Origin of the sequence: Dictyobacter arantiisoli, assembly GCF_008326305.1 — a bacterium.
Classification (GTDB): Bacteria; Chloroflexota; Ktedonobacteria; order Ktedonobacterales; family Ktedonobacteraceae; genus Dictyobacter; species Dictyobacter arantiisoli.
Window position 1 is genome coordinate 34,528 of sequence record NZ_BIXY01000013.1, and the last position, 24,834, is coordinate 59,361.

Below are 24,834 nucleotides of genomic sequence, written 5' to 3' on the forward strand. Positions count from 1 at the left end.
GAGAGGGATGTGTAATGGCACAACGAAGCTATGAGTTTGAGCGTTATTTAAATGTACGTACAGCCTTTGGTCCGAGTTTTGCTCCCGATGGCAAGCGTCTTAGTTTTCTAACCAATATCACCGGTGTGGCTGAGGTTTGGAGCGTTCCCTTTGATCCACAACAACTGACTCCAGCATGGCCGGAACAGTTAACATTTCGGGGAGAGCGTGTGGCGGGCGCAATTTATTCTCCTGTCGCTGATATGTTATTAGTGATTGGGGATCTGGGCGGCAATGAATCAATGCAATTTTTCTTGCTGAATGCCGATGGTTCAGAATGGACGGCTCTCACAGATCGCCTGGATGTAATGCACATCTTTGGTGGTTGGTCGCCTGATGGAACGCGTATTGCGTATAGTAGCAATGCTCGTGATCCTCACTACTTTGATGTCTATGAGCATGATATCGCTACTGGTGAAGTGCGCCGGGTCTTACAGCAGGATGGCACAAATTATACCGTGGGATATTCTCCTGATGGTCAACAGATCCTGGTTACTCGCCGTATTTCTAACACACGCGCCCAACTCTTACTCGTTGATTTGCCTACTGGACAAATTCGAGCTTTGACTCCTGATCCTACAGTGGGAGAACGTGGTGCTGAATATTCCAATGCCGCATGGGCAGCAGATGGGCAAGGACTCTATGTATTAAGCAATAGGGATCGTCAATTCCGTGCGCTGGCCTATTTGGACCTGGCTACGCTTGAATTGCGTTATCTAATGGAGGTGAACTGGGATGCTGAGCATTTAGCACTTACCACCGATGGTTCCTTCCTGGCGCTATCTACGAATGAAGATGGCTATTCCAAATTAGAACTTTTCGATGTCTCCCAGGGTTGGGAGCAGCGCCAGTTACTTAATGGGCTAGGCTTACCTGCTGGTGTAATCTACGATCTCTGCTGGTCTCAGGATGGTGTTCGTCTGGCCCTCTCCTACACAGCCCCCGATGATGCAATGGATATTTATGTCTGGGATCGCCTTGCAGGTGTGATCACGCGTGCGACACAGAGTGCACGAGGGGGCATTCCTCGCTCCGCATTTGTTCATCCGCAATTGGTCCGCTATCCTACCTTCGATGGGCGAGAGATTCCCGCTTTTTTGTATCTGCCCCAGCAGGCACAACAGAATATCCCGGTGGTTATTAATGTCCACGGTGGACCCGAGGGACAATCACGTCCTTTGTTTGATCCCGTGACACAGTATTTTGTCTCTCTTGGCTATGCAGTCCTGGCACCCAATGTGCGTGGTAGTGTTGGGTATGGTTATGACTATCAGAGTCTGGACGATGTTCGTTTACGTATGGATTCGGTGGCTGACTTGCGAGCTGCAGCTTTATGGTTGCGTGAACGTAGTATTGCTGCAGCTGATAAGATTGTTGTTATGGGGGGTAGCTATGGCGGATTTATGGTACTCTCTGCCATTACCACGTATCCCGATCTCTGGGCGGCGGCTGTAGATATTGTGGGTATTGCAAACTTTGTCTCATTCCTGGAAAATACAGGACCATATCGACGCAAGTTGCGCGAGGCTGAATATGGTAGCCTTGAGCATGACCGCGAGTTTTTGGAACAGATTTCGCCGATACGCTCTGTTGATCAGATTACGGCCCCTTTGTTTGTGGTGCATGGAGCCAACGATCCTCGCGTTCCGGTTGGCGAGGCCGAACAGATTGTTGCAGCCTTACGCGAGCGTCAGGTTCCCGTGGAATATTTACGTTTTGAAGATGAAGGTCATGGATTGATCAAGCGTAGTAATCGCTTGATTGCCTACCCCGCTATCGCACGCTTCTTGCAGCAATATCTGCGGCTTGATCAATAATCCTGCTTGCTCACTGGATAAAAAAACGGAAATGCAGCCTGTCTGATCAAAGGATGGGCTGTTTGAAGTGCTCTCACACAAGCGAAGGTGTTTTTTATATAAATAGTATAATTTGCTTTGCAGTTAATTCTCGCAAAGTCACTTCTTCTCGTTTTTATTATATCATAAACATCCACTTATCGGCAACGTCCTTTTGGACAATGTTTTTTTTGCTTGCTCTTGCTATACTTGCCAACTGATCTGTTTTAAAGAGCAAAAAGGAAAAGGGAGCCGATGATGGGGGAAAACGCATCTTTATCTACTAACCAGGACTCTGGAAGAGAGTCTGTTCCAGAGAAAAGTCAGCAAAGAGAAAGGCTGGCGTCAACTACATCCAGAAACTCTGAGAAGGTGCAGGTACGGACATTTTCTTCATTGCGTCAGCACAATTTTCGCCTTTTCTGGTCTGGTCAATTGCTCTCGCTGATGGGATCTTCAATACAAAGCATTGGGCAAATCTGGCTGGTACTGAACCTGACCCATAGTGGCTGGCAGCTCGGCGTGGTGGGTGCGTTACAAGCTCTGCCTGTGCTACTCTTCACACTTTTTGGAGGCGTCTTTGCCGACCGTTGGTCCAAACGACGCATCTTGCTCCTGACGCAATCCGCAGCCATGGTGCAGGCTTTTTTGTTTTGGCTATTGCTCATAACCAGCAGTGTTCAGCTCTGGCATATCTATGTGCTGGCGCTTCTCCTGGGATTTACCAATAGTCTGGATAGGCCAACGCGCCAGGCGTTTGTCGTTGAACTGGTTGGACGTACGGATCTGACCAATGCAATTGGTCTGAACTCCTCAATCGCAAACCTGGCGCGCATTATGGGTCCTGCACTTGGGGGGCTTATCATAGCTGTTACCGGGATCACCACACTCTTTCTACTCAACGCGCTTAGCTTTCTACCGGTGCTGGTAAGTTTGGCATTGATCAGGCGGCATGAACTACACGCCCAAACGTTTCAGCATCTCAATATCCGGCAAAACGCCTGGCAGAGCCTGCGCGAGGGTATGGCGTATGTATGGAATACGCCTGCTGTCATGCTGGTGATCGTCGTGGTGGGCCTGGGATTGCTCTTTGGCTCGAACTTTGGTGTTGTCCTGCCGCTCTTTGCCACTGATTTATTGCATGTAGGATCAGCAGGCTTTGGCTTGCTCTCAGCCGCGCTCGGCATCGGCTCGTTGCTTTCGGCATTCTGGCTGGCATGGGGCAATCAGCAGCCTACGATGCGTCGCCTGTTGATGAGTATGTTGCTCTTTTGCGTTTTGGAAGTAATCTTTGCAGCCACGCGGATCTATCTTTTGTCATTTGTGCTCATCGCAGGTGTTGGCTTCACGGAAACGGCTTTTGCCGAGCTAGCTTTCACCGTGCTTCAAATGGTCGCTCCAGACCATCTGCGCGGGCGCGTTATAAGCGTGTGTATCGTCTCCTTCGATGGAAGCTTGCCCCTGGGCTATCTGCTGCTTGGCTGGCTCTCAGAACATTATGGACCCTCTCTTGCCCTGTTTATTGGTGCCTTGCTCACTTTACTAATAGTTGGTATTGGGTGGATATGGCGCATATCTGCGGAGAAGAATATGGTGGATTCAACGCACTTTTAAAGAGTCTTAATTTGTATTGTGTGAATTGTTTTGATACACATTGATGCATTTTGCAATGAGAAGAAAGTACCGAGAAACATTCATGCCTCATTGAAAAGCTGTACACTAGAGCTAGTTTTAAAAAGATGGGTATTAGCCTGATCGTTTTTGCCGCAGTGATAGTGGTTTGTACCTTAGCTGTGTGATGATATAACTTTTTAACACACCACCATGCTGGATGCAGCACGCAAACGACCAGTTGGCTATAGAAAGTCTGCTAGACGGAAATTGTTTCAGGCGAGGTAAAGATATGGATGATAAGGCTCGTCGTCGCATCAATGCAATGAACAAGAAGCGGCGCCCTCAACGCACTGTGAGCTCTACTTTACGTATGTGGTGGAAATTTTTGCAGGATTATCGTAGTGCAGTTTTGACGTGTCTCTTGCTGACCATCGGATGCGCCCTGTTATTTGGGATTGCCGTACGTCTTCCTATCCCCTCTGATGATTCTGCTCCGATTAGCGGGATACAGACAGCTGACTATACAACGTTTCTTCATCTGGTGCACGATGGTAATATCGAAGCGGTAGAAATCCAGGGCAACAATGTTTATGGATTGGTAAAGTACTCTACGCAAGTAAAAGCAACTGCATCGACATATAAAAATATCCTGATTTCTCATTCGGCTGCCGATGTAGCAAAATGGCAAAATTTCATCAAGGGAAATGCCACTTTAACATTTAATGCTGATAGCACATCTCCTGACGTGTTTCATTCACTCTATATGCACATGCCCTCGGATGGTCAGAATGCCCTGGTTGCGCAAATCGATGCCTCACATGTGCCAATAGAAGTTATTTCAACACCAAATTCGTTCAGCGGTCTGCCTGCTCTCCTTCATTATTTGCCGCTGATAATTGTCGTGCTGATTTTTATCATCTTCTTGCTGTATTTACGCAAGCAGAATCCGATGAATTCTATGGACGACAGCATTACCCAGATGGGAAAGAGCCGGGCGCGTCGCTTTAAGCGTGTGCAAGAGAGATCAACTTCCCCAACTTCACAGGAGTCTGGGGCTCAAGGTAAGTCTGCTGCTCGAACAGGCATTGCCGTCGCCAGACCAGTCTCTGCTCCCATTGCAACTGTACCGCCGGTCACGTTTGCTGATGTGGCGGGTATTGATGAGGTGCGGAATGAGTTAAGCGAGATTGTCCAATTCTTGCAGAGTCCTGAGAAATTTAATCGCCTGGGTGCCCATATTCCATGTGGTGCCCTGTTAGTTGGCGAGCCAGGTACAGGCAAAACGTTGCTGGCAAAGGCAGTGGCAGGAGAAGCTAAGGTTCCTTTCTTTAGTATGAGTGCCTCAGAATTTGTGGAGATGTATGTTGGTGTTGGTGCCAGCCGTGTCCGCGATCTTTTCCAGCAAGCACGCCTTGCGTCTCCTTGTGTCGTTTTTATTGATGAGATTGATGCCGTAGCTCGGAAGCGTTCAATGCGTGCCTCCAATAATGACGAACGTGATCAGACGCTTAATCAACTGTTAGTTGAGCTGGATGGGTTTGATGCTCGGCAAGCAGTGGTTGTCTTAGCCGCTACGAACCGGGTTGATATTCTGGATCAAGCTGTGTTACGCCCCGGTCGTTTTGATCGTCGCATTACCATATCAGCACCGGATCGTGCTGGTCGTGAGGCTATCCTGCGTGTGCATGCGAAAGAGACGCCTTTAGCCACAGATGTATCGCTTGATCGTTTGGCGCGCCTGACGACTGGCATGACCGGAGCTGACCTGGCAAATCTTGTTAATGAGGCGGCGTTGACGGCCGCTCGCCGCAATCTAGAGTGTCTTGATCATGAATGTTTTGAGGATGCTCTGGCTCGTGTTCAATTGGGGGCGTTACGTCCATTACTTATGAGCGAGGCTGATCGGCGCGTGATTGCTTTCCACGAGGGGGGGCATGCACTTGTTGCATATCACCTGCCCGAAGCTGATACGGTTAATCGGGTGACGATCTTGCCACGCGGTCAAAGTCTGGGGGTTACCCAGTTTACCGCCGAGGTTGATCGCTATAATTATAACCGTGAAGCATTGGTAGCACGTATCGCGGTGGGGCTGGGTGGTCGCATGGCGGAAGAACTTACTTTTGGCGCGAAGCGTATCACGACTGGCGCGGAAAACGATTTTCAAGTTGTGACAGGGCTGGCCCACAAAATGGTGACGCGTTGGGGCATGAGTGAGCGAATTGGAACACTCTATGTCGACTATCGTCCTGAAGAATCCTATGCTCTCAACTTGCGGTGTCTGGACCCTGCTGAATTACCAATTCAGACACAGAGTCTTATCGCTGATGCGCAAGGTAATCTGAGATTTGATGGATCACAGACCGTACCGACTCGTCATTACGTTACGCGCCCCTCAGCAACGCGGTCATCCGGTGGTGCAACAATGAGCGCATTGGTGGATAAGGAAGTGCAGCATATTATTGCCGAAGGCAGTGCAGTGGCACGTGAGATCCTTACCCGGCATAAAGATCAGCTTACATTGCTTGCCGATGCCTTGCTCGAACATGAGCAACTGGATCGCAGTCAATTCGAAGCACTCTTATCACAAGCTTGATAGATTGATAGATTGATAGATTGATAGAGGAGTCCTCCAGAAAATAGTGTGCATCCTTGCATTGAAAATGTGGTTATCCTGCACGTACATTACTGGAGGACATTTTCTTTCTGTTCCTCTTCCTCCTCATATTCCTCCTCAGAAGGATCGGGAGTTTGATCTTTGCGCCCACGGACATATTCGATTAAAGGACCTCCCAGGGCTGTAATTGCCAGTTGCGCATAGGTTACTAGCTCGCGGCGGCTGTTGCGTTGATAAAACGCTTCTACTGCGTCGATCCATTGTTGTGCGACTTGAGGATCATAGTCATACAGAGCGCGCAATTGCCATTTACCGCTGCCTGTCCAACGGCGCTGGGCAGCGAGCAGTGCATCGGTTGCTCCGGTTGCCAGATAACTTGCAAAGACGAAGCTTTCCTCGCGACTGCGTGAAGATGAGAAGTCATCGGCCAGATTCGTTAAATCGTGCCGCCAGCGATCCATTGCATCCTGCTGGAGAGGATCTGGACCGTATTCAAAGACCTGGTTGGCCTCATGCTGGATTTGCTGGGCCAGTCCGTCTGTGTCTTTGAGGATAAGTCCCTTTGCACACATATGTGTTATCACTGGCCGATGGTTTTTCATATCCGATTTGAAAAACTTACGGCATGTTTCATGCGAGTTAAATATGACGTCGATAGTTCGTCCAAACGCTTGCAACGTTTCCTCATAAGGATAGAGCGCTTTTTCATCAATTACGACGATGTCTAGATCGGACGTAGTGGTTTCCTCATTACGAGAGGAACTGCCAGCCAGGATCGCCGCATCACAATTAGGAAAGTTCTGATCAAGAAATGCTCGTGCAGTCTCCACACTATTCATCAGTATCTCCTTGTGCAATCATGATAACTATCAGTAGTATTATGTATCGGAAGAATTGCATAGAAGTTTATGGATAAAGAATTGCCTTGACCAAAATAGCGAGAAAGGTATCATTCTTCTTTCTATAAGAGGTGCAGAGAAGAACGTTAGCTTTCAATTATACCTTTAGATTCTTCTACCTGACTGGCGTCGTTTGGTTGTTGCGGAAAAAAGAGCGAGGGAAGAGAGGCGCATGATCATACGTACGTATTTGTCCGTATGCTCTGAACATAGGCGCTGCCTGATCTGCATTATTCCATTCACTGCATAGAGAGATAGAACAGGTGTCAGGGGATGATACTGGGATCCAGGTATGAAAAAGGAGTGGAATATAAACTGCTTGAATGCTAGAGGCATGGGGCCGAAATTCTGTAAAACGACCCCTATTCATCTCTGGGTGTTGCCAGTTGATGGTCACAGTCATCAACTGTAAGGCTGCTACTCTAGCTATGCATACTCACTGAGTAGTTTAAGACACAAGCCATGAGAGATAAAAACGGACTAAAAACGACAGGTCATCACAATAGCGCTCATATCATCGGGCTTAGAGCGTATTGTCTGGCTGCGGTCTTCATGTGAGCGTTCACGAGCGCTCTCAACCAGAACGCGGGCAGCAGATGATCGTGGATTAGTACGAATTACGTGTTCAATCTCTTCGTCAGTCAAATTATCATGAATGCCATCGGTACATAAAAGGATGCGGTCACCTGGATAAACGCTGATTTTATTGGTATGTATCGTTGGTGGAATAGGGCCACCCAATGCCTGGGTGATACCGCCGCGCAGGCGAAAGTAGTTGTATTCGACATCAGAAAGCTGGTCTGCCCGCATTGCCTGGTCAATACGAAAAGCATGATACTCATTGACAATCTGATTTTCAATCAGCTTGCTGAGTAGTCCATCATCATGAGTCAGACGTTGAATGCGCTCTTCTCCCCGTAAGAGGTAGATACGGCTATCTCCGACATGAGCATAGACCATCGTATAGTCATGGATGTCGGGTTGGCGACAGAAGGCTGCCAGAGCTACTGTGGTTGCCAGATCATCGGTATGTGCTCGAGTGGCACCATTGGTTCGTACCTGTTCATCAGCTTCCAGAATCAAATCTTCCAATACTTTGCAGAGGTCATGTTGGTTACAGTCTTCTAGAAAGGTATAAATTTTTCTTCTATTGCGCTCTTTGGTAAGGATACGTTTCCAGGCACGGCGAGTAGAATGAGAAGCCGTTTGTGATGCAATTTCTGCCGCAGCACTTCCACCAACACCATCGAAGACAGCAAAAAGGCCGCCGAGTTCATCAATAATGATGTTATCTTCATTCCGGGTAGGGTGCCGCTCGTTAGCGATACTGCGACCTGAAGTAGTGAAAGGTGACCGCTGATGAAGATGATAAAGTTTTGTCCGTTTCTTATGTTGTGTATTATGTGGCATCTTCGTCGATTGCTGCCTTTCGAATAAATTGACTAGAGATTTTGCACTGTTTGTCGCTTGATAATTCATGTGTATACCATTTACATTAGAACAGACCGCAAGGTCCAGAAATACCTTTAACGTTGCTTAGCGGTTTATACTTATGTTAACTCGCCCCAATCCAATGTTCTCTGTCATATACATTATTGATGCGATGGATTGCCGTTGCTTGTGAACTCCATCGTCCTGGTCGCATAAACTATTGAGTGCAAGTATAGCAGATCGAAGGATGAAAAGAAAAGGGTCAGGCAATCCTGCGCATCATTGTTTCAATAAAGTAGTTTACATATTCTTAAGAAATTTTCGAATACTAATTTGGTATGGTATTGGTATTGTGGAAAGTCAGTTTCGCGCTGATGCTCAACCACTATGTAACCAGGTAGCCCGATTGCATTTATGATACTCTCTTTCAAAGACGGATGATACAGCCAGGTATTAAGCGCATCGTGATCAAGTTCGATATGATATTGCAGGCCATATGCATATTTACCATAGCGGAAAGCCTGATTCTGAGTATTGTTGTTGGATGCAAGCAGAACGGCTCCTGCGGGTAAATCAAAGGTATCTTCGTGCCAATGAAAGACTTTTTGATATTGTGGCAAGCCTGCGAATAAAGGATCATCTTGCCCCTGCAGCGTTAATGGAATATCAAAAAAGCCAATCTCAGTCATTGTATGAGGATGAACCAGACCCCCCATGGCATCAGCGAGTAATTGGCTGCCCAGGCAGACGCCTAGATAGGGAATTTCCTCCGCTACAATCTGTTGCAGCCAGGCCTCTTCTGGTAAGAGATAGGGGTAGTCACGTTTGGCATAGATGTGTTGTGAACCACCCAGAGCCACGATCCCCGCATATTGTGTTGGATCTGGTAATTTATCTGTTTCTATATTGATGATATCATGCGCGATACCATGTTCATCTAACAAGTTTCCCAGGTAGCCATACGGGTTCAGCCATTCATGCTGTAAGATTAAGATCCTTCCCACGTACGAGTGGTTCCTTTCTCTCTACACGATAATCAATTATTATCTCAACACTATAAATTTTATAGGTAAAATAGATGGTAACGCAAGGCTTGTTTTCTGCCTCGATTAAAGTTAGGAACAAAGCCAGTTGAACCAACCATTTATATACATTACAACATTATCTTGATAGCTCCTGTTCCATCAGGCCTGTATAGACAATAATCAGTAGGAAATTTAGCCTAGTGTGGAATACGCCCTTGTATCGTCATCTCGACCTCCCAGACTTGACCGCCCTCCAGCAGGAGGGGCCAGAGGAAGGTGAAATTACTTCCCTGATGGGTACGTTCAAAGCCTGCTTCTGAGCCGGTTACGGTGTCAATAGAGAAGTGCCAGAGTGTAGCAGGAACGCTGAGCACGAAGCCAATATCCTGTTGTAGCCAACTATTGCCGACGTGGATAGCTTGTGCCTCATGATGTTCTCCCGTGCTATCAAAATATTGTGATTCCTCTTCTTGTCCTTCAATAGTCATGTAAGCCTGAGGATTGTTTCCACCTCCGAGCAAATTGAGATTCCATTCGGTTGCGAAGTTGGTTTGTAACCGTGCCTGCCCCTGGTTTTCAATTCGGTAGCGAACGATCAGTTTTTCCTCTCCCAACGGTATCTGGATAGTCTTGCTCAGATGTACCATTAGAGGATTTAGCGCCCCTGGACGTTTTACTTCGCCTATACGATCAAATAGGACAGTTATATCGCTGGCTCCTTGCGTGACGTGGGCGGCATAAGGTTGATTGGCAAACGTTCCCTGTTCCTCATAGCGCATCTGAGCATAGCTCTCAAGTGGTAGACCCGAGGGAAGGAAATGATCGATGAGACTGCTGCGGCGATAGGGATCGATGACCAGATACTGGTCAAGATCGCTTTCTTTGGTACGTATGGTGCTATGTGGATTGTCTGGTTGGTCAGTATCACTCTGGGGGATGGGCGCATTCGTGATCGCGGTGCGTCGTCGTTCCTGTTCATAGATACGCAACGTCTGATGATAGCTTTCTTGCCGGCGCGTCATTACACAGAGTAAGTTGTGGGCGCTACGCCGTAAATCCCATTCAAAGAGGCTCCCTCCATGCTCAGGATCGAAATAGAGGTTTTGTTGATCGCTCTCAATAAGTAGCTGTTGACGAGTATTGCGCTCAAAATCGGTCAGAGTATAGTGTTGCCAGGATCGGTTACCGTGTGTTAGCATTGCAGCGGCATTCTCTGCCTTGATCAGATGATGATAAATAGCTGAGCGCACATGTGCCATGTAAATGCCACCAAAGAGGCCATGCCAGTATGTATCGTTGGCCTGCGCTTTTAAAAGATGTGTGAGACCGGCTTCATCGTTTGCGCCTGCAGCATAGACGAGGTCGTGGACATGAAGCATCTTTTTATGTTGATTGTTGATTTCAGCGTATCGTACCAGGAAACTGCGCCAGAAGCCGCCACGCATGAATTGAAGAATATCGGGGCGGTGCTCTTTTTCTAGTTGGTGTAAGAGTTGTCCAAACTGATAGGATTTCTTTGGTGGGAGCGCCCACTCGGTCATCTCAATATAGGATGCAGTTGGCAGATAGGCACGTCCGAGGGCGGCATGCTGATTGGCATAGGTCCCTAATGCTATGGTATGGAGCCAGTCGCTATTCTCTTCCAGAGCCGTGAAAAACTGTTCTACCCAGCCGGAACGTTCCTTGGTACCCCAGCAATACGTTTGCGTATCAGGCCAGGCACCAAATTTCTCTCCATCGTCGCCCATCACCACAATACGTTGACCATCCAGCGTCGCTAGCTTGTGCAGAGTTTTGATGGTCTCCTCGGGCGGACGCCAGGGAATTGTATAGCGCAATGCCTGGCTGGTTGCGTACACTTTCACAATCCCTGTCTGGTCTTCTGTGGCATAATAGCCATAGAGGTCGTGATCCTCAAGTCCAACATTTTTGAAGTGGATATCATCGAGAATGGTCCATTGTATGTCTGCCGCACTGAGTGCGCGTGGTAAACTCGGCTCCCAGACGCGCTCAGCCAACCACATACCAGTTGGCTTTTGTCCGAAATGACTCTCGATACGTTCAGATAAGCGTTGGATTTGTGCGAGCTTATCCCCATCGGGAATTGCTGGCAGAATTGGTTCGTAGTAGCCTCCACCCACCATTTCAATCTGTTGGCACGCTACCAGTCGGGCGACCCGCTGTAGAAATTCTGGCTGAGATTCTTCCAACCAATCAATTAATGAGCCCGTATAATGGAGTGAAAGGTGTACACCGGGATGTCGTTCTAGCGCTTCAATCAAAGGGAGATATGAGGATTCGTAAACCTGCTGAAATACCCAGGGAAAATTTCCAACTGGTTGATGATTGTGCAGCAGTAATCCGAGATGGATGCTACGTTGGGTATGCGGCTTTGTTGTCATACTCTTCCAACCTTTATTATTTCAGCCTCAACCATTCAAAGTTTTTTCGTGTACGTGACACGTTATTTTCCAGCGTATAGGCTAGAATCTCTTTATCAAAGGTTTACCGTTCAGGCTTCTCTGATAAATATACCATACACGCTGCTATAAAATGAAATCTATTATGGCAATAGAAGACATTATGAGCTATCGTTTGCGACTGAATAAAAGTCTTCAGGTACATAAATGAATGGTGTATATGCTCTGTGTGCAGGTTTGGATGGTTGCGGAGGCTACCTTCTTGAGCTAATAATTGCTATACTTTTGCAGGTGGGAGCATGCGTTGGTCGCAAGGTTGATTTTTAGTATGAATAAGCATCTTCTGGTACCTGTGTTGTGCGATAATAATAGAAAAAAAGTATCAAAAAAACGTCGATGGATGCATCGAATAGAGTTGCCAGGGTAGAATAATGGGAATACTCAAACTATTGCTTGTCGATGACCATGGTCCGTTGCGTAGAGCGCTTTATGAGGGCCTGGAGGCAACCCGTGCGGTGCAGGTGATAGGGGAAGCGGCGACTGGCCGTGAGGCGGTAGCACGAGCCTTGGAATTAGATATGGATGTTATTCTGATGGATGTGCAGTTGCGCGATCCAGAGGAAGGTCGCCGGGCTTTGAGTGGTGTGGGGGCCGCAGTGGCGATTCGCCGCGAGCGTCCACGTATGCCAGTGGTATTTTATTCGATTCAGGATGATGATGAATATTATCGTGAGTTCCGCGCTTCTGGTATCCTGACCCATTATGCATATGTGCGAAAAAGCAATTATTTATTGCCCAGTATGCTTGTGCCGTTACTACGTGATGCTGTGAGTGGGCGTAGTCTGGTTGATCCCGAAATAGAAGATCGTGTTCAGGAAGTGCGTGATCTGGATGAGCAGTCCCCGCGTGCTCTGCTGGAGCCGAATGAGTTGCGCGTTGTGGAGTTAATGGCGCAAGGGATGACGAATGAGCAAATTGCCGCACGTCTGAGCCTGCACGATAAGCGAGCAGTGAGTCGTACCAATGGACGTATCTATGCTGCCTGGGGCCTGAGCGAGAATGCAGTCGATGATAAGGTTGCACGCGCACGTGCGACGTTGATCTATATGCTAAACCGTATGGTAATGTGGGATGAATCCGGTGTGGCCCTGGTTCAGGATCGTCGCGGCGAATGGATGCCCTTATATAAAGAAGAGTAAAGAAGAGTTGCCCTATGCCTGTCCTGTTTTTTCATACACCGACCTTTTTCTTACAGGTCGTTACCCTGGCGCTTTCAACGTTCAATTTTATTGCTTTTCTCTGGTTGGCCTGTACTGTCTGGCTCAATGGGGACCGACGCAGTATGATTGCGCGGGTTGGTGTGGTTGGTTTGAGCTTGACGGCGCTCTTCTTCTTTCTGCATGCTTTGCTGATGTCTGGTTCGCTGTCAAAGACGACCGGGCCAGTCTCGACAGATTTTCTCTGGCGACTGATCTGGTTTCCAGCCCTGGGTGTACCCTATATCTGGTTCGTAATTGGGCTTCATTATGCCTCATTTCTCAATAATAAATGGCGTCGCCGGCGTCCTTTTTTGTTAATCTGTAGTGCCATCCTGGGTTGCAGTGCCCTATTGATATTATTGTTCAATCAGTCGACTTTTACTTTTAAAGAGACCTTGCTGTTATTGGCCTATAGCAGTGATGTGGATGGATCGATGCATATAGGGCTGTTTTCGCCCTTGATTTTGCTGTCGATCATCTTTTTGCTCTATGTGACCTTTTGTGCCATTGGACCCTGGTTTACGCCAGCGCGCATTGGACGGGTACTGGCAACGCTGTGGCGCTTTTTCCTGCTTCGTAAGCATATGGGATCTTTGCGTAGAGCCCTGGTAGAGGCTTTTTGGAAGGATCAGATTACGGCTGAACAGCTTGAAGAGCCCATGCTATCCTGGCATCTGGCACGCCCCGTGCTCTTACTGGCTGCAGTGTTGATGACATGTCTGACGGCAAGTCTCGGCTTTCTGGGCGTCTGGACGATGGTGAAATGGCTTCATCTCCAAACGATTGATAACATTTCAGCTTTGACTTCATCCGAATTGAACACTATTCCGACCAGTTTGTTGATTTTAGATGTTTATGCCACCGGTTGCGTGGCTGTAATGGTTTTGCTGATTGGATATTCGATTGTGCGTCATGGGATCTTAATTGAACGGCCTCTGGCCCGTCGTGGTTTCTTTGAGCAGTGGCGTGGTATTGTACTGATGGCGACTACCATCTCCTTGTTGGTGGCTCTCTTACTTTTGCTTACACGTAGTTCATTGGGTGGTTTGTTGTTGATTACAGCGATTGCTACCGGCACCTATGCTCTGTTTACCTGGAGTAGCTATACCGCACATGATCGCTATGTTTCGCTCCTGGGTCCTTTCTTACATAACACGAGCATGCGCCACTGGCTTAATACGGATTTGCAGAAGACCGAGCAGAATATGGAAGAACTTTTCTTCCATCTTTGTAAAGAAATTCTCGAAGTGCGTTGTGCCCGCCTGGTGGTATTGTCAGGGCCTTTTCGGAGTAGTTTTGCCTATCGCTGGTCACTGGTTGATCCACCAGAGCGTACTGAGAACATGGATCAGGAGCAGGTGTTGGGTCGTAGCGCGCAGCATCAAAACTTGCGTTCGGATTTCAATGCGTATCGTATTCGTGTGACGATCCAGGGCTTCCCTGTCATCTGTTGGGTGCTCCCAATCTATGATGAATTAGGTCTGGTTGCCAAACTCTATCTTGGACCACGTGAGGACCGAGGTGCGTTTACTAACGAGGATATGGATCTGGCACAGGCCTGTGGACAGCGTATTCTGGATACCTTGCGTGATCATGAGGCGATGCTGGCGGTGGCGGCCTTACTACGACGACGTATTGTTGATGTCAAGTTACTAGGGGCTCAACAGCGCCGTGTCCTGCACGATGAGACATTGCCGATGCTGCATCTGGCACTCCTACGCTTAGAAACAGCCCGTTCTTTACGCACTCCGGAGGATGCTAGCGATGATGTACGAGAAGTCCCTTTTGAGCGGGCTGAGCAGGCATTGGATGAGGCGATTGACTCCATTAGTGCTGCCCATCGTCAGCTCGCATCAATGATGCGTGCCATGTCAACTGGGGCTCCTCATCGTCTGGAGCGTGACGGGATGATAACAGCTATTCATGCTATGTTGGAGCAAGATTTTCAGCAAGCCTTTGATGCGGTGGTGTGGGATGTCTCGGAGAAGACTGCTCAACTTATTGATGATCTGGTGCCGCCAGCTATTGCTGAGATTATCTTTGCGGCTGTACAGGAGGCTTTACGTAATGCTGCCCGACACGCCCGCGGAACTGATATTCATCGTCCCCTGCGTCTCACTGTCTCCGCTTCCTGCGATCCCGATTTACAGGTGCTGGTCGTTGATGACGGTATTGGCATTGTATCTACCAGCAGCGCCACCAGTGGTACAGGTGGTGGTCTGCTGACACATAGTGCTCTCTTAAACATTGCTGGTGGTAACGTTACTGTCAAAACCGCTCCGGGAGCAGGAGTCTGTGTCCGTATCTTTATGCCCATTGTCGCCCTGCGTTAAATGCATCTCGGATAGTGTTTTAAAACGCATTGTATCTTTTTTTCCTGTTGGCTCCTGAAAAAATTCATGTGTGTATCCCCTGGCAGGCAGGTGTGTGCTTTCTTATACTCATCTATGGATAGGTATACACATGGTCTGTTCACTAAATGCTACCTGATGCGTGTCTAATCGGCATCTCTAGCATGAGGTAGCGAAATTATTTCTATCGGAGGGACATTTATCATGATATTAATTACCGGAGCAACCGGTTTTATTGGTCGACAATTGGTTTATCGTCTGGTCGCTCAGGGGGAGCATCCGCGTTGCCTGGTGCGTAACATTCAGCAGGCAAGTGCTATTCTACCAGCGGATAAGGTAGAGCTTGTGCAGGGAGCGACGACCCGGGCTGTCTCTCTGGGAGCAGCTGTAGATGGTGTTGATACAATTGTACATGCCGCTTTTATGACAGCTGATCGTAAGCAATCTGCTGATAACCATTATGAAGCGACCAATGTAGGAGGAACCGCTAACTTGCTGCTAGCTGCGAAAGCGGCAAGTGTGAAGCGTGTGATTGAGATCAGTGGCCTGGGAACGAAACCTGATAGACCCGGTAGTTATATGCAAGGTCGCTATCTTGCAGAGGAAATGTTAGTGGATAGCGGATTGGACTGGACTATCATTCGCCCCTCAGTTCTCTTTGGAAAAGGAGCGCCATTTATTACGGGACTGGTTAATCTGTTGCAAACTTCTCCGGTTGTTCCATTAATTGGTGGTGGGAAAATACTCTTTCAGCCGATTTATGTGGAGGATGTGGTGACGGTAATTATGCAAGTACTGGCTGAGCCTGAGCGCACGAATAAACAAATTTATACCATTGGTGGACCCGACTATTACTCTTTTCGCCAGATATTCGATGTATTATTGCAGGCCACTCATAAGAGGCGTCCCAGGCTCTATGCTCCTCTGCCACTGGTACATATAGGCGCAGCTGTTATGGAGGCTGTCCTTCCCAAACCGCCTTTAACAAAGGCCGCAATGGCTTTGTTCTCATTCGATAATATTACTGATTTGAATAGTGTTGAGCGTGATTTTGGCTTTAAGCCTCAATCCTTAAAGACCTACCTTGAGAAGCAGGGCGTGTAGCGTACAAGAAGTACAAGCAAATTGTTACTATGCTATAATTAGTGGGCATATTCGTTGATTGTTTGACGAATATATCCACAATTCTTTTTGGGCAGCATAGCTGTGCCACGAAGGCTTTTATGGCGATAGGCGTCGCCTCTCTCTATTCATATGATATCGGATAGTCACTTCTATCCAAATGGCCTTAAGGGAGGATTGCGTGGTCTCTGCTGATTTGTCAGGAAAAACTGGTGATGACTTACGCGCTATCAGCGAGGCGGTGATACGCATGTCGCGCCTTATGCACGAGCATGCGCAAAAATTGGAAATCTCGGTAGAAGGACGCTATGCTAATGAGGTCGGTGATCCTCGTATCCGACTTTTGAGCGATGCACTTCAGGTGAGTCGCGTTGCCGATCTAGAACTTGGGCGCATTTATCAAGCCATACAGCGAACGGTAAAGGCCGCTCAAACACTGCCAGATCTTCCTTCTCCTCGGGTGACTTTTGACCGTGAACGTGAAGTTCTTACCACCAGTATTTCGAATCTGAAGCAAGAGCGCAATGAATTAGAGACCCTGTCAGAAATTGCTCGTACCTTGAATTCAACTCTGGAATTTGACAAGGTCCTCTCACTGGTTATGGACTGTGTGATCGATTTTGTGAAAGCTGAACGTGGTGTGTTGATGCTTGTACACCCTGGCACGGGTGAATTGGAATTTTCGATTGCGCGCGATAAAAACGCCAATTCTATTCCCGAAAGTGCCTTTGCGACCGCTCAGATTAGCCGCAATACAATTCGACGGGTAATTCGTACCCGTGAGCCGATGTTGACTGATGATGCTCAGGCTGATGATGCCTTAAAGATTCAAGAAAGCATTATGGCATTTGGCATTCGCTCGATTATGTGTGCGCCATTGATCGTACGCGATAATTGTATTGGTGCTGTCTATGTTGACAGCCGTTTCAACACGCGGCTCTTCCATTCCAAACATCTTGAATTATTGCTGGCATTCTGTAATCAAGCAGCAATTGCCATTGATAATGCGCGTCTCTTTGCTGATCTTAATGCCGCTATCCGCACGGTACGCGAAGATAAGCAGTATATGGATAATATTTTTGGTTCTATCGCCAATGGCGTTGTCACTACGAATGCAGCTGGAATCATCACCACCTTCAATGCGGCTGCCAGCATGATTTTACATGTCCATCCTGATCTGGTGATGGGGAAACACTATCGGGAGGCTTTTACGATGTTGCCGCCTGAAGTGAGCCTGATCAATATGTTATCCAATGCGCAAAACCACCATGAGCATGGAACTCTGGTGAAACAGGCCATTAATTGTCGTATTCCTGGTCGTGAACAAGATGATATTGTGAGCTTGAATTATTATGTCAGTGCCTTACTAGATGTGCAGGGTAGCTATATTGGTATGGCATTAGTGATCGATGATCAGACTGAGCTGAAACGTTCAGAGGCGCGTGCCCGGCAGGTACGTCAAATCTTTGAGCGGTATGTTCATCCCAGCGTCGTAGAGCAGCTTATTCGCGATCCTATGGCGCTCAAGCTGGGCGGGGAAACAAAAGATATTTCCGTCGTCTTTGCCGACATTCGTGGGTATACACGCCTTAGTGAGAGTATGCCACCTGAAGAGGTGATGCATCTGATCAATCGCTATCTTAAAATTATGTGTGAAGCGATCTGGGAAGAATCAGGGACGTTGACGGCTTTTCAGGGAGATGCCTTGATGGCTATTTTCAATGCCCCATTGGCGCAGCCTGACCATGCTTTGCGTGCGGTGCGTGCGGCCTGGAAAATGCGTATGGCTGTGCTGGAATATCAGCGTTCACAGCCTCAGGAAACGCAGGTTTCCTTTGGTATTGGTGTGAATACGGGACCTGCCACCGTCGGCAATGTAGGTGCTCAAGAGCGTTTACAGAACTATACTGCCATTGGGGATGCGGTTAATGTGGCTTCACGGCTACAAAACAATGTGACGGACAATAATATCCTCGTCAATGACTCAACCTTCCAGCAAGTACAATCCTGGGTGCAGACCGGCAAGCAATTTGCCCTTTCTGTGAAGAACAAGAGCTTACCGCTGACGGTTCGTTATCTGATGGGAGTGCGCTGATGATTTTAGTCTTCTCTGATTAGAATGCTAAAGTGTCTTGCGTAACACAAAGCCTTTTTGTTGCAGGCGAATAAAGCCGAACCACTCATAAAGTTGGTGGGCGTGATAGTTATCTTCCTGGGTATTGAGCATGATGCGCGAGACGCGGGCCTGCTCGAAGAAGCGCACAGCTTCCGCCATTAAGCGCACGCCAATCCCTTTATGGGTTGCTGATGGATGTACCGCAATACGGACGAGATAGCCATATTCGTCGTCGAGTGCATTGAATTGATAGCCTACGACCTGTCCATTCAGCTCCACTACCTTAAAATAGGGATGGGTAGCCTCGATATCATGAAAAGAAATAGCATCGTAACGCCAGATTTCTTCAAAGCAGGCCATTTCAATATCGAGTAAAGCAGGAAGATCGCGTGTCAGATCGACTGGTCGTAAGATAACGTTTTGGTTGCCCTGTGATGGACTCTTATAGTCAAACTTATCATATGAGTAGAGAGTTTGATAGGGAATAAAGCTCCGTGCCAGCAGCAAGGTACGCAGCCAATCACTGCTAGAGTCGTTTCCTGAATAGTTGAAGTACTGTACTCCCCTGGCGAGCAGATGACCATAGAGCTCATCCAGAAGGGCCGCGAGAATCGATACATACTCTTTGCTGTTACTCCAACTGACCCCGAAGCCACTAAACCAGGCAAAGGGAGTTTTGATGATTTGTGAAAGCAGAAAGCCATGCAGGGTTGAGCCGTTCCACAGGCCTACAGCAGGATAATGCTTGATGAGCAGTGGTAGCTCACTCAAGGTAAAACGTTGGTAGATATATTCAGATGTACGTAACAGACGTTCAATGGCGGGAATGTCCTCGCTGCTCAATAAACGCACATCTTTCCGATTATTCGCTATGTAACCTCTGCTCATCAAAATACATCCCCTGTAAGATAGATCTCCTACTATTGAACAGGCTGCCTCTAGCACCCGATACTCTGTGTAGTGTATACCTTCACATGCCAGGACGTCAACATGCTGTAGAGGCAACCTGTGCGTCAAATTATGCTTTATCCTGTTCTTGTTGACAAGATGTTATTTCTTCTTGCGCAGGTTCAGCAGGCGTTTTTGTGATGGTTGGTCCTTTGATCTCGCGTCTCAGCTGTTCAATATCGGGCTTTGGACGATTGCGCATACGATAACCCGTGAGATGATGAATACGGCGTAATTCGCCAATCAAGACATCAGTGTTGATCTGATAGGTGATATCGGGGGCAGGCCCATAACTATCTACCGCCTCCTCCCCACCTAAAAGCTGATTGAGGCTGGTAGAGGCACCTGAGGCAACAACGTCCAGATCATAGCCACCTTCCTGGACCATGATCAACCTGCCGTCACATTGTTCATCAGCGATCTTGAGGATAATTTCATTGAGTTTCGCGAAGCCTGCGTTTGAGATACGCATACCTGGTAGTTCCAGCCCTGTATCGCTTTGTGCTTCTTTCCAGTGGGCGTCGTAGCCTGCTGAAACGAGAATTAATTGTGGATGAAAGCGGTCGGCTGCTGGTGCGAGTATCTGGCGGAAGATGGGCTCATAAATTTCAAAGCCTGCACCTGCCGGGAGCGGGACATTGATGGTAGTGCCTTCTGCTGCTCCTGTACCGCGCTCGTGGGCGTGGCCGGTACTTGGGAAAAATGGAGCTCCTTGATGTACTGAGAAGTAGAGAACGCGTGGATCATCATAGAACATTTCCTGGGTACCGTTACCATGATGCACATCATAATCAATGATCAGTACGCGTTCCAGACCATAGTGATCGATGGCGTAGCGAGCAGCGACTGCTACATTATTAAAGATGCAAAAGCCGAAGGCGGCTTCAGCCACGGCATGATGTCCTGGAGGGCGTACCAGACAATAGGCATTTTTAATCTGACCTTTCATCATGGCGTCAATGGCGGTCAGAGGAGCTCCGGCTGCTTTGAGAGCTGCTTCATAGCTTTTGGCTGAAACGTAGGTATCAGTACCAACCTGGACAATTTGTTGAGTCGTGGTGCCAGCGGAGGCGGCTGCGGCTTCCTGGCTGGCGGCCTCAACTTCCTGAATATAGGCGCGGTCATGGACAGTTGCGAGTTCATCGATACTGGCAGCGCGCGGAGCAAGCTGAACAAGTCCTTCCCGTTCGAGCCAGTTCAATGCTTTGATATAACCGATCGACATCTCCATACGCTGTGGACGTTCTGGATGTCCTTTGGGCACAAGATGTTCAAGAAAAATTGGATCATAAACGAGGGCCGTAGTCATTCTTTTACCTTGAGGCAGGTCACCTGTTCGGGGCCTGCGGATGTGCTAGCGTGAGTATCCCCACCCTTAAACAGCGCAGGGATACTATGACAAAAATTTAGGTAGCTACCCGAGAACTTTTTTTACCAGTTCAGGAATATCAAAAATGGTGTCGGCAACAGGAACATTAGCGGCCTGGAGTGCGGCCACTTTTCCCTGCGCGGTCCCTGTATTGCCAGAGATAATCGCGCCAGCATGTCCCATGCGTTTGCCGGCTGGCGCTGTGCGACCAGAGATAAAGGCCACCACCGGCTTGCTCATCGTCTTGATGAACTCCGCGGCATCTTCCTCATCACTCCCGCCGATCTCTCCACACATCACAACCACTTTGGTTTGTGGATCGTTCTCAAATAATTTGAGATAGCCCACAAAGGTTGTGCCGATGATGGGATCACCGCCAATACCAATGCAGGTGGATTGTCCTATGCCGGCGTTGGTCAGCAGTGAGACAACTTCATAGGTCAGCGTGCCAGAGCGTGAGATAAAGCCTACCGGACCGGGATTAAAGATCTGATAAGGGATAATACCGATTTTACCAAAGCCAGGGGTACACATGCCAGGACAGTTGGGGCCGATCAGGGTGGCCCCTTTTTCTTTGACTACCAGCATCGCACGGGTCATATCGATGACGGGAATACCTTCTGTGATGCAGACAATCAATTGGATACCAGCGCTGGCAGCCTCCATAATCGCATCGGCAGCCCCTGCGGGTGGGACAAAAATACAACTGGCCGTGGCGTTGGTTGCTTCACGGGCCTGAAATACGGTATCAAAGACCGGCACGCCCTCAACGGTTTGTCCACCTTTCGAAGGAGTCACGCCGCCGACAATCTGAGTACCAGCTGCAATCATATTACGCGTATGATATTGTCCTTCGCGCCCGGTGATACCCTGAACAATGACACGTGTGGTGTTATCTAATAGAATACTCATGATCGTTTACAGTCCTTTTCCCGTACGAGCTATCGCGGCTACAATCTTCTCTGACGCGTCGCGCATATCTTTTCCCCAGTCAAGTCCTGCATCTTTCAGCAAGGCACGTCCCTCTTCTGCTCCTGTACCGGAGAGACGAACAACGATTGGCATTCCTTTGGGTAGTTCTTCCTGAGCCATAATGACGCCGCGCGCTACCTCTTCGCCACGGGTAATACCACCAAAGATATTGACCAGGATGCCTTTGACCTGAGGATCACGAGCCACAAATATCAGCGATTTATACATCACCTCGGCCTTCGCGCCACCGCCAATATCCAGGAAGTTTGCTGGTTTGCCGCCGGAACGAGCGACCATATCCAGCGTCGTCATTACCAGACCCGCGCCATTGCCAATAATTCCCACATCTCCATCGAGCTTTACATAGGTCAGACCAGCCTGTTTGGCCTCAAACTCCAATGGATTAGCCTCTTCCGTTTCTGCCCAGGTTGCATATTCTTTCTGGCGATACAGACCATTATCATCGACGACAATCTTGCCATCGGCAGCCATTACTTTGCCATCAGTCGTATAGGCAAGGGGATTAATCTCAGCCAGACTGGCGTCACTTTCAATAAAGGCTTTGGCTAACGCTACCAGGATAGCAGCAGATTGGCGTAGCACGTGGGATGGGAAACCAGCACGGGATACAATATCCAATGCCTCGAAGGGCCGTAAACCCCAACGCATATCGATGGCCTGGTGAATAATTTTTTCAGGTGTTTTTTCGGCTACCTCTTCAATATCGATACCACCAGCTGTAGAAACCATCACCACGGGAGCCTGTGTCTTGCGGTCAAGCACGATACCCAGATAATATTCTTCTTTGATATCAATTTTTGAGGTTACCAGAACCTTTTCGACGGTCAAGCCTTTAATATCCATGCCAATGACGCGTGTGGCAGCTTCACGGGCCTGCTCGGGCGTATCTCCAAATTGGATACCACCTGCTTTTCCGCGTCCACCCACATAGACCTGCGCCTTAATGACAACGGGCTCACCCAGTTCCTGTGCTATGGCTTCAGCCTCTTCAGGGGTATATGCCACCTTTCCTGGTTGGACTGGAATGCCATACTTTGCCAGAATATTCTTGGCCTGGTATTCATGGATTTTCAAAATAGTTCTCCTTGTGATACATGTCGTACATCCTTGTACGCCTCACTATTATAAAGAACCGGTGCAACACACCACTCTTTTGGCATGGGAATGTTTTGATGCGTCGACCGCTGTCATTATATGACTCGGTTAATAACCAGTCAATGAAGGGATGCATCTCTTTGATGATGTTGCATGAAAAAAGAAATCTGAAAACACGTTTTGTGATTTCGTAACGGCTTTCAGATTTCTTTTTTGGGATATAAACAAGGACACTAATTGAGACTAGCTACGAATGAAGTTCAGGACCTCATCACGTTTCTGCTCCAGCAATTCCTGGGTTTTGGCCTCGGCGTTCAGGCGCAGCAGTGGCTCGGTGTTGGATGAGCGTACATTAAACCACCAGTCGCCATAGTCGAAGGTCAGACCGTCCAGATCATCCACTGATTTCGCGGTCTTCCCGAAGTGCTCCTGTAGCGATTTTAGCTTGCTCTGTGCGTCGCTGACCGTGCTATTAATCTCTCCACTACGTACCCAGTGATCGAGTGGCTTGATAATCTCGGAGAGAGGCTTGTCTTCAATTGAGACCAGTTCCAGCAAGATCAGCAGAGCGATCAGACCAGAGTCGGCGAACCAGTTGTCACGGAAATAGAAGTGACCGGAATGTTCACCACCGAAGATGCCATTGGCCTTGCGCATATCGGCTTTGATAAAGGAGTGACCGACGCGGGTACGCAGCCCTTTACCGCCTAATTCCTCGATCAATTCTGGTACGCTCTTAGAAACGATTAGGTTGTAGAGAATAGTTGAGCCTGGCTGTTTGCGGAGGAGGCTGTTTGCAACCATTGCCGTAACCATTGAGCCATCGACCAGATCTCCATGCTCATCAACCGGGAACATACGATCAGCATCGCCATCAAAGGCTGCTCCCAGGTCTGCTCCTACTTCACGCACTTTCTTCTGCACATCAACCATATTCTCTGGTTCAATCGGGCTGGCGGGATGATGGGGGAAGGTGCCATCCAGTTCAAAGTAGAGGGGCACCAATTCGCAGGGCAGGTGTTTGAAGACACGTGGCATGATCAAGCCAGCCATACCGTTGCCTGCATCTACCACAACCTTCAAGGGTTTAATCTTTGTGACATCGATAAAGGAAAGGGCATGCTGGACATAATCATCGATCACATCTTGCTGCGTGACCGTCCCTTTTTTGGCGGGCTCGGTAATGTTTCCACTGACCGCCAGATCCCGAATATCTCCCAGACCCGTATCCAGGCTGATTGGACGAGCTTCGGCACGGCAGAATTTGATACCGTTATATTTTCCGGGATTGTGTGAAGCAGTCACCATGGCTCCCGCAGGATACGAGAATTTGCCAACCGCGAAATAAAGGCCGTCCGTAGTAATCTGACCCAGTTCGATTACATTGACACCCTGGTCGCTGATACCTTTGATCAAGGATGCTGCAATCTGAGGGGAAGAGACACGCATATCGCGACCAACCGCAATCTCAGGTACATTGAGGTACTGAGCAGCGGCGCGCCCGATGAGATAAGCCGTCTCTTCATTCAACGTTTCTCCATAAACCCCACGTACATCATACGCTTTGAAGATAGAGGGATCAACTGTGGCATGAGAAGTACTCATGATTATGTGTGATTCTTCGCTGACTCTCTGTGGAATACACAGAGATGGGCGAAGAGTCATCTCCTTTCTTGACAGAACGCTATGTGAATGTAGCCAGAA

16 protein-coding genes are annotated in these 24,834 nt (G+C 48.3%); 7 read left to right on the plus strand and 9 right to left on the minus strand.

Annotation, left to right across the window (positions count from 1 at the left end; all coding sequences use genetic code 11):
• Positions 1–14 precede the first annotated feature (14 nt).
• The 3 genes from F1593_RS06280 to F1593_RS06290 all read left to right on the plus strand — a co-directional run bounded on the left by F1593_RS06280 (position 15) and on the right by F1593_RS06290 (position 6,081).
• Positions 15–1,856 carry a S9 family peptidase gene (locus tag F1593_RS06280; protein WP_149400700.1) on the plus strand — a complete coding sequence of 614 codons (1,842 nt, stop codon included), beginning with the start codon at positions 15–17 and terminating at the stop codon, positions 1,854–1,856.
• Between the two features lie 273 nt (positions 1,857–2,129).
• Positions 2,130–3,488: an MFS transporter gene (locus F1593_RS06285; RefSeq protein WP_235932504.1), complete on the plus strand. Its 1,359-nt coding sequence runs from the start codon at positions 2,130–2,132 to the stop codon at positions 3,486–3,488.
• A 289-nt stretch (positions 3,489–3,777) separates the two neighbouring features.
• On the plus strand, positions 3,778–6,081 hold the full coding sequence (locus F1593_RS06290; RefSeq protein ID WP_235932505.1) for an ATP-dependent metallopeptidase FtsH/Yme1/Tma family protein: 2,304 nt from the start codon (positions 3,778–3,780) through the stop codon (positions 6,079–6,081).
• Positions 6,082–6,170: 89 nt separating this feature from the next.
• Here the strand turns inward: F1593_RS06290 and F1593_RS06295 are convergent, their stop codons facing one another.
• The 4 genes from F1593_RS06295 to F1593_RS06310 all read right to left on the minus strand — a co-directional run bounded on the left by F1593_RS06295 (position 6,171) and on the right by F1593_RS06310 (position 11,859).
• Positions 6,171–6,941, minus strand: a complete 771-nt coding sequence (locus F1593_RS06295; protein ID WP_149400701.1) for a nucleotidyltransferase domain-containing protein — start codon at positions 6,939–6,941, stop codon at positions 6,171–6,173.
• A gap of 540 nt (positions 6,942–7,481) precedes the next feature.
• Complete coding sequence (locus F1593_RS06300) at positions 7,482–8,411, minus strand: PP2C family protein-serine/threonine phosphatase (RefSeq protein WP_172631911.1); 930 nt, start codon at positions 8,409–8,411, stop codon at positions 7,482–7,484.
• Positions 8,412–8,719: 308 nt separating this feature from the next.
• Entirely contained in the window at positions 8,720–9,436 is a 717-nt protein-coding gene (locus F1593_RS06305; protein WP_149400703.1) for a type 1 glutamine amidotransferase, read from the minus strand.
• Positions 9,437–9,654: 218 nt separating this feature from the next.
• Positions 9,655–11,859: an alpha-amylase/4-alpha-glucanotransferase domain-containing protein gene (locus F1593_RS06310; RefSeq protein WP_149400704.1), complete on the minus strand. Its 2,205-nt coding sequence runs from the start codon at positions 11,857–11,859 to the stop codon at positions 9,655–9,657.
• A gap of 449 nt (positions 11,860–12,308) precedes the next feature.
• Between F1593_RS06310 and F1593_RS06315 the strand changes: the two genes are divergently transcribed.
• The 4 genes from F1593_RS06315 (at position 12,309) to F1593_RS06330 (ending at position 18,704) form a co-directional block, all read left to right on the plus strand.
• Positions 12,309–13,076: a response regulator transcription factor gene (locus F1593_RS06315; RefSeq protein ID WP_149400705.1), complete on the plus strand. Its 768-nt coding sequence runs from the start codon at positions 12,309–12,311 to the stop codon at positions 13,074–13,076.
• A 14-nt stretch (positions 13,077–13,090) separates the two neighbouring features.
• Positions 13,091–15,469, plus strand: coding sequence for a sensor histidine kinase (locus F1593_RS06320; protein WP_149400706.1), 2,379 nt, complete (start codon positions 13,091–13,093; stop codon positions 15,467–15,469).
• A 222-nt stretch (positions 15,470–15,691) separates the two neighbouring features.
• Positions 15,692–16,591, plus strand: a complete 900-nt coding sequence (locus tag F1593_RS06325; RefSeq protein WP_149400707.1) for an SDR family oxidoreductase — start codon at positions 15,692–15,694, stop codon at positions 16,589–16,591.
• A 199-nt stretch (positions 16,592–16,790) separates the two neighbouring features.
• On the plus strand, positions 16,791–18,704 hold the full coding sequence (locus tag F1593_RS06330; protein WP_172631912.1) for an adenylate/guanylate cyclase domain-containing protein: 1,914 nt from the start codon (positions 16,791–16,793) through the stop codon (positions 18,702–18,704).
• A 27-nt stretch (positions 18,705–18,731) separates the two neighbouring features.
• Here F1593_RS06330 and F1593_RS06335 read toward each other — a convergent pair whose 3' ends face one another.
• The 5 genes from F1593_RS06335 to F1593_RS06355 form a co-directional block, all read right to left on the minus strand.
• A complete protein-coding gene (locus F1593_RS06335; protein WP_149400709.1) occupies positions 18,732–19,613 on the minus strand; it encodes a GNAT family N-acetyltransferase in 882 nt (293 codons plus the stop codon).
• Positions 19,614–19,743: 130 nt separating this feature from the next.
• Positions 19,744–20,982: a histone deacetylase family protein gene (locus tag F1593_RS06340; protein ID WP_149400710.1), complete on the minus strand. Its 1,239-nt coding sequence runs from the start codon at positions 20,980–20,982 to the stop codon at positions 19,744–19,746.
• Positions 20,983–21,087: 105 nt separating this feature from the next.
• The gene (sucD, locus tag F1593_RS06345) at positions 21,088–21,954 is read right to left on the minus strand and encodes a succinate--CoA ligase subunit alpha (protein ID WP_149400711.1); all 867 of its coding nucleotides are present in this window, start codon (positions 21,952–21,954) and stop codon (positions 21,088–21,090) included.
• A gap of 6 nt (positions 21,955–21,960) precedes the next feature.
• Complete coding sequence (sucC, locus tag F1593_RS06350) at positions 21,961–23,109, minus strand: ADP-forming succinate--CoA ligase subunit beta (RefSeq protein ID WP_149400712.1); 1,149 nt, start codon at positions 23,107–23,109, stop codon at positions 21,961–21,963.
• 264 nt (positions 23,110–23,373) lie between these two features.
• A complete protein-coding gene (locus tag F1593_RS06355; protein ID WP_149400713.1) occupies positions 23,374–24,735 on the minus strand; it encodes a phosphohexomutase domain-containing protein in 1,362 nt (453 codons plus the stop codon).
• Positions 24,736–24,834: the final 99 nt, after the last annotated feature.